The 12,078-nt window shown below is 62.7% G+C and carries 12 protein-coding genes and 1 tRNA gene; 6 read left to right on the top strand and 7 right to left on the bottom strand.

What is annotated here, in order from left to right; translation table 11 throughout:
* Positions 1 to 22: 22 nt before the first annotated feature.
* Both CAG41_RS05485 and CAG41_RS05480 read left to right on the top strand, forming a co-directional pair.
* The gene (locus CAG41_RS05485) at positions 23 to 490 is read left to right on the top strand and encodes a flagella synthesis protein FlgN (protein WP_085578213.1); all 468 of its coding nucleotides are present in this window, start codon (positions 23 to 25) and stop codon (positions 488 to 490) included.
* 92 nt (positions 491 to 582) lie between these two features.
* Positions 583 to 1,329 (top strand): flagellar brake protein, encoded by a 747-nt coding sequence (locus tag CAG41_RS05480; protein WP_085578214.1) that lies wholly within the window; start codon positions 583 to 585, stop codon positions 1,327 to 1,329.
* A gap of 80 nt (positions 1,330 to 1,409) precedes the next feature.
* Here the strand turns inward: CAG41_RS05480 and CAG41_RS05475 are convergent, their stop codons facing one another.
* From CAG41_RS05475 to CAG41_RS05460, 4 genes are all read right to left on the bottom strand, one after another.
* On the bottom strand, positions 1,410 to 2,759 hold the full coding sequence (locus tag CAG41_RS05475; protein WP_085578215.1) for an MFS transporter: 1,350 nt from the start codon (positions 2,757 to 2,759) through the stop codon (positions 1,410 to 1,412).
* 69 nt (positions 2,760 to 2,828) lie between these two features.
* Positions 2,829 to 4,070, bottom strand: coding sequence for a glutamine synthetase family protein (locus CAG41_RS05470; RefSeq protein WP_170930267.1), 1,242 nt, complete (start codon positions 4,068 to 4,070; stop codon positions 2,829 to 2,831).
* Between the two features lie 231 nt (positions 4,071 to 4,301).
* Positions 4,302 to 4,994 carry a sensor histidine kinase KdpD gene (locus CAG41_RS05465; RefSeq protein WP_085578217.1) on the bottom strand — a complete coding sequence of 231 codons (693 nt, stop codon included), beginning with the start codon at positions 4,992 to 4,994 and terminating at the stop codon, positions 4,302 to 4,304.
* Positions 4,991 to 6,595 (bottom strand): tetratricopeptide repeat-containing response regulator, encoded by a 1,605-nt coding sequence (locus CAG41_RS05460; RefSeq protein WP_085578218.1) that lies wholly within the window; start codon positions 6,593 to 6,595, stop codon positions 4,991 to 4,993. Before CAG41_RS05460 ends, CAG41_RS05465 begins: the two co-directional genes overlap by 4 nt.
* 221 nt (positions 6,596 to 6,816) lie before the next feature.
* Between CAG41_RS05460 and CAG41_RS05455 the strand changes: the two genes are divergently transcribed.
* On the top strand, positions 6,817 to 8,202 hold the full coding sequence (locus CAG41_RS05455; protein ID WP_085706800.1) for a lysozyme inhibitor LprI family protein: 1,386 nt from the start codon (positions 6,817 to 6,819) through the stop codon (positions 8,200 to 8,202).
* A gap of 62 nt (positions 8,203 to 8,264) precedes the next feature.
* Here the strand turns inward: CAG41_RS05455 and CAG41_RS05450 are convergent.
* Positions 8,265 to 8,341 (bottom strand) — tRNA-Arg (locus CAG41_RS05450).
* A gap of 280 nt (positions 8,342 to 8,621) precedes the next feature.
* On the opposite strand from CAG41_RS05450, the gene CAG41_RS05445 reads away from it, so the two are divergent.
* Together CAG41_RS05445 and CAG41_RS05440 are read left to right on the top strand one after the other, a co-directional pair.
* Positions 8,622 to 8,852, top strand: a complete 231-nt coding sequence (locus CAG41_RS05445; RefSeq protein WP_085629621.1) for a hypothetical protein — start codon at positions 8,622 to 8,624, stop codon at positions 8,850 to 8,852.
* Positions 8,853 to 8,871: 19 nt separating this feature from the next.
* The gene (locus CAG41_RS05440; RefSeq protein ID WP_085578220.1) at positions 8,872 to 9,051 is read left to right on the top strand and encodes a PA3371 family protein; all 180 of its coding nucleotides are present in this window, start codon (positions 8,872 to 8,874) and stop codon (positions 9,049 to 9,051) included.
* On the opposite strand, the gene phnN is transcribed toward CAG41_RS05440, so the two are convergent.
* Positions 9,026 to 9,598: a phosphonate metabolism protein/1,5-bisphosphokinase (PRPP-forming) PhnN gene (gene phnN, locus CAG41_RS05435; RefSeq protein WP_085578221.1), complete on the bottom strand. Its 573-nt coding sequence runs from the start codon at positions 9,596 to 9,598 to the stop codon at positions 9,026 to 9,028. The genes CAG41_RS05440 and phnN overlap by 26 nt on opposite strands.
* Before the next feature lie 388 nt (positions 9,599 to 9,986).
* Here phnN and CAG41_RS05425 point away from each other — a divergent pair, with 388 nt between their 5' ends.
* A complete protein-coding gene (locus tag CAG41_RS05425) occupies positions 9,987 to 10,313 on the top strand; it encodes an Arc family DNA-binding protein (RefSeq protein WP_003178899.1) in 327 nt (108 codons plus the stop codon).
* A 117-nt stretch (positions 10,314 to 10,430) separates the two neighbouring features.
* On the opposite strand, the gene mgtE is transcribed toward CAG41_RS05425, so the two are convergent.
* Positions 10,431 to 11,873 (bottom strand): magnesium transporter, encoded by a 1,443-nt coding sequence (gene mgtE / locus CAG41_RS05420; RefSeq protein WP_085578223.1) that lies wholly within the window; start codon positions 11,871 to 11,873, stop codon positions 10,431 to 10,433.
* Between the last annotated feature and the right edge of the window lie 205 nt (positions 11,874 to 12,078).

Genomic DNA, 12,078 nt, shown 5'->3' with positions numbered 1-12,078 from the left:
CGCTTAAAACCCAAGGCCAGCCATGCACGACACAACTTTATTGCAACTGATCATCGACGACTTTGCTCCAGCTCAACAATTGCTGGAGTTGCTGCAAAGCGAGTACCTCGCCCTGCACGGTCGCGACATGCCGCTGCTGGAAGAAATTCTGGCGAGCAAGCAGGCGTTGATCATTCTGCTCGAACAGCATGGCCGCAAGCGCAGCGAGATCCTCGCCAGCCTCAACCTGCCCGCTGACCGCCAAGGCCTGGAGCAACTGGCCAGCCAATCGAGCGTCGGCGACCGGCTGCTGTCCCAGAGCGACGTGCTGACCGACCTGATCGCCCAGTGCCACGCCGCCAACCTCAAGAACGGCCAGTCGATCCGGATCCAGCAGGCCGCCACGGCCAACCAGCTGAAGATCCTCACCGGCGGCGAGCCTCCCGCGCTCTACGATGCCAGCGGCGCCTTCGCGAACCTGCAGAAACCACGCGCACTCAGCCAGGCGTGAGCCCTTCCATGCCGGCGCCCTATCAACACGTGAAACATGCTGGCAAAATGCTGGCTAGCCGTAGTCAAATTTTGTCTGGAGATTGATTCAACGTGTCCAATGCCCTCAGCGCGGATGATGCTCCGCAGCCACCCAAGGTGCTCACCACGCCCCTGGAGATCTCCAGCAACCTGCGCCAGCTGCAAGAAAGCCACGACCCTTTGATCATCACGTTCCTGGAGCGCAGCCAGCGCTTTCAGAGCTACCTGATCAAGGTCGACCGTGACAGCGGCACCATCGCCCTGGACGAAATGATCCCGCGCGACGGCGAGCGTTTCCTCCAGGCCGGCGAGCCGTTCAAGGTCGAAGGCTTCCACGAGGGCGTACGCATCGCCTGGGAATGCAGCACCCCGCTGACCATCGAAGAATCCGCAGGCGACCGCTTCTACAGCGGCGCCATGCCGACCGAAGTGGTCTACCACCAGCGCCGCAACGCCTTTCGCGCGGCCCTGAAGCTGACCGACCTGGTCAATGTCGAACTGGGCGGCGAAAAGCTCAAGTCGCCCCTCTCCGGCAAACTGCTCGACATTTCCGCCACCGGCTGCAAGCTGCGCTTCGAAGGCGACATCACCGGGCGCCTGCAACTGGGCCAGGTCTACGACCGCCTGATCGCTCCCCCGCTGTTCGGCAACCAGTCGGCCTCGGTCGAACTGCGCTACCTGCATTTCGAAGAAAAGCTCAACATGACCTTCGCCGGCCTGCGCTTTCACAACATCAGCGGCCCGGCGGCGCGCAACGTCGAGCGTTTCGTCTACCAACTGCAGCGCGAGGCCCGTCGTTTCGACAAGGACGACTTCTGACCGTCAGGCCAGCGCCATGAAAAACGGGCAGTCACTCAGGGTGACTGCCCGTTTTTCGTTGCGGCAAAGGAAAGGGCCCGTCAGGGCTTGGCAGGCTCGGCGTCCGCCTCGGCAGGCACATCCCCCGCCGCTGCCGGATCGGCATCCGCCGCAGGCTCCGGGCTGACCGAACTGTGCATCTGCTCCTGCACCACCTGCTCGTCCACGCGCGGGTCAAGGGCCGCCACCAGCGGCGAGCTGGACATGCTGTCAGGCATCGCCACGTGATGCAGCGGCGCGTCGTCGACCTGATGCAGGTTGGTCACGGCCTTCGGCCGGATCCGCCACACCAGCACCAGCGCAAAGAACGTGAAGAACGCATACAGGCTCTGGCTGCCGAACAGCTTCATCAGCACCCCTGCCGCCAGCGGACCGATGCTCGCGCCCACGCCGTAGGTCACCAGCAGCATCGCCGTCAGCGACACCCGCCGCTCGCTCTCGACATGGTCGTTGGAAAACGCCACCGCCAACGGGTACAGGCAGAACTGCACCAGCGAACACAGGAAGCCGACGATGAACAACACTTCCAAAGGCACCTGCGGCAGGATCGCCAGGGGCAACGCGGCCACCGCCAGCACCAAGGCAAAACTGCGGATCAGCAACGCCCGGTCGTAACGATCCGACAGCCAGCCCAACGGCCACTGCACCAGCAGCCCGGCGAAGATGCAGCTACCCATGAACAGACCGACCTGCTCGGTGGACAGCCCCTGCTGCGAAGCGTACAGCGGCGCCAGGCCGTAGAACGAACCGATGATCAGCCCCGCCCCCAGCACCGTGCTCAGCGACTGCGGCACGCGCTTGATGAAGAAGCGCGGTTCCATCGGCGCCGGGTGCAGCGGCGCGGGGTGAATCCGCCGGGTCAGGGCCACCGGCACCAGGCACAGGGCAAAGCACAGCGCCACCAGCATCAACAGCTCCGGGCCCAAGCCCGGATGCATCACCAGGATCAGTTGGCCCAGCACCAGCCCCAGGTACGAGGCGATCATGTAGCCGCTGAACACCAGGCCGCGCTGGTTGGCGTCGGCCTGCTCGTTGAGCCAGCTCTCGATGACCATGTACTGGCACATCATGCCGAGGCCGACGATGGTCCTGAGCACCAGCCACGCCGGCAGCCAGTCCACCAGGCCATGGCCCAGCACCGCCGCACCGACGATCCCGGCGCACGCGGAATAGGCGCGGATATGCCCGACCCGGGCGATCAGCCGGTGGCCGATCTTGCCGCCCAGCACCAGGCCGAAATAGTTGGCCGCCATCAACGCACCGACCCACAGTCCGTCGACATGGTCGGCCGCCAGGCGCAAAGCCAGATAAGTGGAAAGGAGGCCCGAACCGATCAGCATCATCAGCGAGGCGAAATACAGCGCTCGAAAGGATTTCCAGATTTGGCGCATCGGCGTTCCGAGCGGCTCCTTGCGGTAAGTGTCGGGCTATCCGAACGATAGCCCGACGGCGGCGGTTCGTCAGGCCTGGGCAGCTAGAACGCGCCGTTCCCAGGGAGTGATTTCATCGAGGAAACTGGTCAACTCCATGCTCTTCGAAGCGATGTAGCCTTCGATGAACTCCTTGCCGAACAGTTCCCGGGCCAACTGGCTACGCTTCAGACGCTCCAGCGCCGCGTGCAAGGTACATGGCAGCGAAAGATTGTCCGGCACCTCGAACTCGCCCTGGATCGGCGCGGTCGGCTCAAGCTCATGCTCGATGCCGTGCAGGCCGGCGGCCAGGCTGGCGGCGATCGCCAGGTACGGGTTGGCGTCGGCGCCCGGCAAGCGGTTCTCGACCCGGCGGGCCACCGGCGAGCTGGCGGGAATGCGCAGGCCCGCCGCACGGTTGTCGTGGGACCAGCAGGCGTTGTTCGGCGAGGCATAGGGATGGCACAGGCGCTGGTACGAATTGACGTTCGGCGCGAACAGCGCGGTGAAGTCGGCCAGGCCCGCCTGCTGCCCGCCGATGAAGTGGCGGAACATCGCGGTCGGCTGCCCGGCCTCGTCGCTGAACACGTTCTTGCCGCTGCCGGTTTCGACGATGCTCTGGTGAATGTGCATCGAACTGCCCGGCGTGTGCGCCAGCGGCTTGGCCATGCACACCACGGTCAGGCCGTGCTTGAGCGCGACTTCCTTGAGCAGGTGCTTGAACAGGAACGTCTGGTCGGCCAGGAGCAGCGGATCGCCGTGCAGCAGGTTGATCTCGAACTGGCTGACGCCCATCTCGTGCATGAAGGTGTCGCGCGGCAGGCCCAGGGCCGCCATGCATTTATAGACGTCGCTGAAGAACGGCCGCAGGCCGTTGTTGGAACTGACGCTGAACGCCGAATGGCCGTCCTCGCGGCGCCCGTCCAGGCCCAGCGGCGGCTGGAACGGCTGGGTCGGATCAGTGTTCGGCGCAAAGACAAAGAACTCAAGCTCGGTCGCCACCACCGGCGCCAGGCCGCGGGCCGCGTAACGGGCGATGACCGCCTTCAGCTGGCCGCGAGTGGAGAGGCTGGAGCTTTCGCCGGTCAGCTCGTCGGCGTCGCAGATCGCCAGCGCCCGGGGCTGTTCGCTCCACGGCAGGCGATGGATCTGCGCAGGGTCGGCCACCAGCGCCAGGTCGCCGTCGTCGCTGCCGTAGAACCGCGCCGGCGGATAGCCGCCCATGATGCACTGCAGCAGCACCCCCCGGGCCAACTGCAGACGCCGCCCTTCGAGGAAGCCCTCGGCGGTCATCACCTTGCCCCGTGGCACGCCGTTCAAATCCGGCGTGACACATTCAATCTCATCAATGCCCGTCAATCGCTGCGCGAGTGAACGCTGGCCATCGGTTGTCATGACGCAATCCTTGTTATTGTGCGAGCCGCGAACGGCGACCCGTACAAAATAGGCTTCGGCTGTTCGGAATATCAAGCAGTCGCCAACAAAAAGCCGAACAACCGGCAGAACACCTGAAAAGCCGGGGCTTCACGGCAAATAGAGACTGAACACCCCGCCGCCCAACGGGCCGCCGTTGCGGATCTCGGTACGCCCCTCGACACCGTTGCGCTGATGCAGCGCGGCGATGCGCCCGGCGAAGTACAGCCCCAGCCCGGTGCTGCCGCTGCTGTGGTTGATGCCCTGCACATAGTCGGCCTGGCGCTCAAGCATCTCGGCCGGGTAGCCTTCGCCGTCGTCGTTGACGCTCAGCACCAGTTGCCCGGCTTCGTCGCTGACGGTGATCAGCAGCGACTCCCGGGCATAACGGATTGCGTTGTTGATGATGTTGCCCAGCACCGAGGCGACCAGTTCGCGGTCGAAGAAGCCCAGCGGGCTGAGGGGATCGACCTCGTACGTGACCACGATCCCGCGACTGGCGAACACCTCCTGGTGCGCGGCCAGTTGCGCTTCGATGAAGTCGTCCAGCTCGTGGTAGGCCGGCTGCAGGGGCATCTGGTTGACGCCCAGCTTGTACAGCGCCAGCAGCTGCACCAGCATGCCGTTGAGGTGCGCGAACTCGAAGTCGATCACCCCCTGCTCCGGCCCCTGGCGCTGCGCCTCGGGCAGCCGCGCCAGCCATTGGCTGTGGGCCTGGGTCAGCATCGCCAGAGAATTCTTCATGTCGTGCACGGTGGATGCGATCACCGTGGAGAAATCCAGTGCCTGCTCGTCTCGGTTCATTCGCCAAACGCCTTGCTTTTCAGCTTCTGGTAGCGTGGGTAACGCGCGTCGGTGTCGGGCATCAGGCCAACCGTTTTCAGGCAGGCCCGACATTCTTCCAGCTCCGCCGACGGCACTTTGGTGTCGGTGCCGTGCAGCAGCGACTGCGCCATGTTCAGCGCGATGCTGATGTTCTTCGGTTGCATCTTCAGCGCCCGGCGGAACACCTCGCGGGCTTCGGCCAGGTTGCCGGTCTTGTACACCCGCACGCCCTGACGGTTGAGTTCGGCGGCGGCGTTGCTGGAACTGAGGATAGCCGGGTCGTCGGTCAGCTTGGCGATGTCTTTCATCACCGTCGGATCGTCGCCGTAGATTTCCGCGCAGCTCTTGAGCACCGAGGTGCCCGCCTCGGTCTGGCCGAGCATCTGCAACTGCTTGGCCACCAGCAGCGCCGCTTCCGGGCTCATGAACTGCTCCATGCCGTCCAGGCGCAGCAACGCCTGCTCGGTGAGCTTCTCGGCGGTTTCGGCATCGTTGAGCAACAGGCTGGTGGCCTTCATCAGGCGCGCACGGATCTGCAGGCCCGGATCGGACGGGTTTTCCTTGGCCACCAGGCTGAGGGTGGTGTTGATCTCCAGCCGGGTCCGGGTGTCCAGCCCCTTCTCGCTGCCCTTGCTGATCAGCGCATGGGCCAGGCCGAGATTGCTTTCCGGATCCTTGAAGCGCGACTGCGCGCCCTGGTGCACGGCCTGGCGGTAGGCGCGGGAGGCGGTGTCGAAATCTTCGTTGGCCATCGCCAGCTTGCCCAGCAGCGCCTGCCGGCGCACCGCCAGCGGCGACAGGCGGATCGCTTCTTCGAGCACTTTCTGCGCGCCCTTGCTGTCGCCCTCGGCCACCAGCACCTCGGCCATGCCGTCGTACAGCGCCGGCATCATCGGAAACATTTTCAGGGCCTTTTCATAGACGCCCTTGGCCTGGGCGATCTGGCCGCGCTTGAACAGCAACTGGCCCAGCCCGGCGAACGCCCACGGCAACGGACGGTCGGCCAGGATGCTGTCGTACAGGCGTTCCAGCGCTTCGTTCTGGTTCATGTCGCGCAGGGCATCAGCGCGGTAGCGCAGGCACAGCGGCGAATAGCGGATGTCCTGCTTGCACAGGGCGATGCAGGCGTTGAGCACCTCGACCGGCTTGCCGCGGTCCAGGGCCTGCAGAATCGGCTTGAGCAGGGTCTTGCGCTGCTCCAGGCGCTCCAGGCGCTGGGCCAGGCCGATGCGGTTGAACGGCTTGGTCAGGTAGGCATCGGGCTCGTGTTCCAGGGCACTGAGCACCATCGCCTGACTGGTCTCGGCGGTGACCATCACGAACACCGCCTCGTGGCTGATCAGCTTTTCCATCATCAGGTCTTCCAGCACCTGCTGACCGTTCTTCTTGCCGTCCCCCAGGTGGAAGTCCTGGAGGATGAAATCGTAGGACTTCTGCGAACACATCTTCAGCGCCTGCTCGCCGCTGTCGGCGGTGTCCACGTCCTTGACCCCGAGCTCGCGCAGCATAGAACGCACGGAACTGCGGTAATCCGAAAAATCATCGACGATCAGAAAACTCTTTTGGTGATACGACGACATCGAGGATTTCCAGGCAATTGAAGAGGACGGATCGAGGCTTTGCGCAGGCGCGCAGATGATAACGGCAGGCCAAATGCTATCAAGCGATTTCGCGCGATTCCGCCGTCACCCCAAGGGTTATCGGCCGGATCAACGGTTCTCTTGAAGCCGGGCTTCAAGATTCCTTGCGGCGGGATTACCCTTCGCGGCTGTTCTTTTCATCCAACCGCAAGGGATTGATCGTGTTCATCAAAGGAAGCTGTGTTGTATCGGCGTGTGCGTTGTTGTTCGCCCAGGCCGCTTGGGCGAGCGGCATGGATTGCGAGAAGGCGCAAAGTGTCGTGGAACACGCCATTTGCGCGGACAAACCGCTGTATGGGCTGGATGCGGAGATGGGCTCGACCTACCGCAAACTGATCAAAGCCGCCCCGCAGACGCAGGCCGAACTGAAGTCGAGCCAGCGCCAATGGCTGAAGACCCGTGACGGGTGCTCCGACAACATCGCTTGCCTGCACCAGCAGTACCAGGATCGCTTGCAGACATTGAACGCGCAGTGGTTCGAGGCTATCGCCTACAAGCCCGACGACATCGACCGGGAGGTCATGGAGGATTTGCGCCAACGCGCTCTCAAGAAGATCGAGGACAGCTCGGAGTTTGCGCTGGAACGGGCACTGGGCACGCTCGCGAGCAAAAGAGGCGAAAGCTCGTTCTCCGGCGATCCGAGCGAGGACGGCGCCTACGATCAAACGACCTTCCCCAAGGCCCGGCCCGAAGGGGTCTCGCCGGATGAGTGGAAAGCCCTGAACGCCTCCGGCCTTGAAGCGGATGCGGAGCAAGGCCAGGCCACTTACACCTTGATCGACCTGGACGGCGATGGCCAACGGGATCTGTTCGTCTCCACCTATTCCGGCGGAACCGGCCTGGTCAACACCTATGAAACGTTCCATCGCGACGGAGCGCGGTTCACACGACGAAAGGCCCCTTACGATCCTGAAGCGATCAATGACCGCTACTCGTTATCGACCAGTGATCGCGGCGCCAACCAATCGGTTGGCTGGATCGAATCTCACGGAAGGATGTACCTCACCTACTTCAACGGCTCCTACGGCACCGACCGGCTCTATCTGCTCAACCCGCTGAAAATCAACAGCCAGATCCCCACCGTGACGGTCCGTTACGAATACCGACTGACCGTACCCGCCACCCAGTACGCCGAAGACAACAACGCCAGCTACACGCTGGAGCCGGGCCTGCAAACGGCGCTCACCGAAGCCCTGACCGAATCGAACGCCGGCAACCCCCAACAGCTCAAGCAGGGCACGGATCCCCTCTGCCCCATTCCTGCATCCGAGCAAGGCGACGATGACTACTACAGCTACGGTGCGGGCTACTACGCCATCGAATCGGTCACGGACATGGCGGTGACCATCGGCAACGAGTGCTTCATCGCCAGGCTGAACAACTGGTTCGGCAGCTACAGCGAAAAGGATGGATTGCCCGCATTGCTCACACTGCGCAAACCCGGGGTTGAGGGTCAGGAGCGGAGTTATTCGGTCAACGGCCGGCGCCGAGCTACCGAGGTCAGCGCCACGATCGGCAAGGCTGAAGAAGGGATCGGGCTCTTTTGAGGGCCGGCGGAACACCATGAAAAAGCCCCGCCAGATCGCTCTGCACGGGGCTTTCGAAAGGATGGTGTCCCAGGGCAGGTTCGAACTGCCAACCTTCCCCTTAGGAGGGGGATGCTCTATCCAATTGAGCTACTGGGACACGCGGTTGCCGTTGTGACGGACGGCGTGCATGTTAACGGCCATGCCCCTGTTTGTCATGTCATCCGTAGGGCTTTTTGAGCGTAGGCAGGCACCCTGCAATGTCGCGGGAGCTTTCGTCGTGCATTTTGCATCCCATTAAAAGGCCACCCTTGCGAAATGCACGTCAACCCCTGCGAAAGACCCTTTCAAATGCTTGTTTTTAAAGGACTTCACAGCGGTTAGACTATTGGCACGCCGGCTGCTTCGCTTGTTCCCAAAGAACAAACGGAGATCAGCCCATGAACAGCGCTCTCTTGCTCGCCAATGCGATCGCCCTCGCGGTTCTGGTGGGGTTTCATTTTGCGCCACGGGAAGACGCCTCGGTGGCCCAACGCCTGCCGCACTACCTGATGGTGCAGAAAGCGCCGCAATGGGCGGTGCTGAGCGACCGCCAAGTCTTCGCGCCGCAGGAGGTCAACGAGCCAGGGCACGCATTGCCGGCGCAATCGACCGAGCGCCTGGCGTTCTAACTTTTTTCAGGAGGACTGCATGTCCAGATCGGCCTTGGGATTGTTGATCCTCGCCCTGCTCAGCGGCATCGCTCACCTTTCGCTCTTCGAAGAGACGGAGATTTCCCTGCCGTTGATCGGCTGCGGCGCATTCGCCGTCCTGTTCGTGCTGGCGCTGGTGGCCGGCCGCAAGATCAAGTTCGACCCGGTGCTGCGCTGAGCTTCACCCACGCCAGCAAGCGGGCGACGGTGTCCGCCAAAGCCCCCGAATTGTCGAGCCGATGGATCGGCGCCTCGCCGACCGCATCGCCCGCCACGAACAACGCATTGCGCGCCAGCCGCGCATCGATCTGCGCCAGGGTTTCCCGCCCCCGCCTGAGCAAGCGCTCGCGCAGCACGTCATCCCGCACCGTCAACAGCACCGGCAACAGCGTCGGATAGCGCTCGAACGCCTCGGCCAGGTGTCCGCGCGAGCCGTTGACCAGCACATGCCGCCCGGACTGCAGCCATTGATCGATCTGCACCGGAATGCCGTAGCTAAGGCCGTTGGCCTGCCATGACAGCGCGAAATCGCCGGCGCTGCGGCGTCGCTCGAACTCCTGCGGCGTCACGCCGACCGCCTCTTCGCCCACCGACTCCGCCGACCGGGTGATCACCCGCCGCACCACTTCGCAGCCGAGCGCCCTGAGCGGTTCGCGCGCAGCGTCGATCAGGCTGTCCTTGCCCGAACCGGACGGCCCCATCAGGTAAATCAGCCTGCCGTCCATCCTGAAAATGCCCTCCGGCAACGGTTGCGCCCTAGAAAATCGGCCATTTGCCACTATCCTTTAAAAACTAGGGAAGAAGGATCGAAGCCACATAGCATGCACGTTCTGGCGCCGTCGGGCACCCGTTCTCGTGCATCGGGATGCGGTCGGCGATGCGCACTGGGCGATCTTTTCAAACCAGTCCGCATTTCTGATAATTGGTGCTGGCATTACGCCTTTACCCAGATCAATATTTGTCACAGAATTGACGCCAAGGATCTGGCAATTTTGAGGCATGATGCGGGCCTCTTAACAATTCAGGTTGAACCATTTGGCGAGGGTGCTTGTCCTACCACTCATCCTGCGGCCAATTCCGAGAACCGCTCCCCTGAACTAACCGGTTAACTATATGCGCCCATTGAAACAGGCAATTTATTCCAGCCGCACGGCTGACAAGTTCGTCGTACGCCTGCCAGACGGAATGCGTGAACGCATCGCCGAGGTGGCTCGCAATCATCACCGCAGCATGAACTCAGAGATCATTGCCCGTCTTGAGCAGAGCCTCATTCAGGAAGGCGCACTGGGCGAAGAGTTGAGCATGCGCCTGGACAGCCCCGAGCTGTCGCTGCACGAACGCGAACTGCTGCAACGCTTCCGTCAGCTCTCCCACCGCCAGCAGAACGCCCTGGTGTCGCTGATCGCCCACGACGCCGAAATGGCCGCCGACGCGTCCTGAGCTGCACAGAACATCTCAAGCCAGCCTGCATGCTGGCTTTTTTTTGCCCGGCATTCGGCCAAGCGCTTTTTTGCAGGCAACAAAAAGCCCGCCGATGGGCGGGCTTTTCAGGTGCGGTCAGAGCAGGAAGATCGTCGCCAACCCCAGGAAGATGAAGAAACCGCCGCTGTCGGTCATCGCGGTGATCATCACGCTGGAGCCCATGGCCGGGTCACGCCCCATCTTCGCCAGCGTCATCGGGATCAGCACCCCCATCAACGCCGCCAGCAGCAGGTTCAGGGTCATGGCCGCCGTCATCACCACTCCGAGCGACCAGCTGTGGTACAGCAGGTAAGCGACCACACCGATCACGCCGCCCCAGATCAAACCGTTGATCAGGGCGACCGCCAGTTCCTTGCGCATCAGGCGCGAGGTGTTGCCGGTGCTGACCTGATCGAGCGCCATGGCCCGGACGATCATGGTGATGGTCTGGTTGCCTGAGTTGCCGCCGATGCCCGCCACGATCGGCATCAGCGCCGCGAGCGCCACCAACTTCTCGATCGAGCCTTCGAACAGGCCGATCACCCGCGAGGCGACGAACGCCGTGATCAGGTTGATCGCCAGCCAAGCCCAGCGGTTGCGCAAGGACTTCCAGACCGAAGCGAAGATGTCTTCCTCTTCGCGCAGACCCGCCATGTTGAGGACTTCGCTTTCGCTTTCCTCACGGATCAGGTCCACCATTTCGTCGATGGTCAGACGGCCGATCAGCTTGTCGTTCTTGTCCACCACCGGGGCAGAGACCAGGTCGTACCGTTCGAACGCCTGTGCTGCGTCGTAGGCGTCCTCGTCCGGGTGGAAACTCACCGGATCGCTGGCCATGACTTCGGCAACCTGCTTCTCAGGATCGTTGACCAGCAGACGCTTGATCGGCAGCACGCCCTTGAGCACGCCGTCGTAGTCGACCACGAACAGCTTGTCGGTATGGCCCGGCAGCTCCTTGAGACGACGCAGGTAACGCAGCACCACTTCCAGGCTGACATCCTCACGGATGGTCACCATCTCGAAGTCCATCAGCGCACCGACCTGCTCCTCGTCATAGGACAGGGCCGAACGCACACGCTCGCGCTGCTGGTTGTCGAGGGACTCCATCAGCTCGTGGACGACGTCCCGCGGCAACTCAGAGGCCAGGTCGGCGAGCTCGTCGGCGTCCAGCTCCTTGGCGGCGGCCAGGAGCTCGTGATCGTCCATGTCGGCGATCAGCGACTCACGGACGGAATCGGACACTTCAAGAAGGATGTCGCCGTCGCGGTCAGCCTTGACCAGTTGCCAGAGCGTCAGACGGTCGTCCAGCGGCAAGGCTTCGAGGATGTAGGCGACGTCGGCGGAGTGCAGGTCATCGAGCTTGCGCTGCAGCTCGACCAGGTTTTGCCGGTGAACCAGGTTCTCGACCCGGTCGTGATGAGCGCCTTCCTGGCGATGGGTCAGGTCTTCGACGACCTTCTGGCGCTGCAGCAGCTCAACGACCTGAGCCAGGCGATCCTGCAGGCTTTCCTGTGTTTTCTTTACTTCAACTTCAGACATAGGCGAACTCCACTCCCAGCAGCGGGGCACGCCGGAAGGATCAATCAGTCAATTCTTGATTGGTGAAACGGGCTACTGAACAACTACTGGGTAAGTCCATGGAGGTTTTCCATAAGCCCCGGCGGGGCTGACGGGCGCAATGATACACCGCCTGACGGTTTAAAACGTTAAAAAATCATGGCTGAAACAAGCGCTTGCGAGACAA

The sequence above is a fragment of the Pseudomonas sp. B35(2017) genome (assembly GCF_002113645.1).
Classification (GTDB): domain Bacteria; phylum Pseudomonadota; class Gammaproteobacteria; order Pseudomonadales; family Pseudomonadaceae; genus Aquipseudomonas; species Aquipseudomonas ekonensis.
This window is presented reverse-complemented; position numbering and strand designations above follow the sequence as displayed.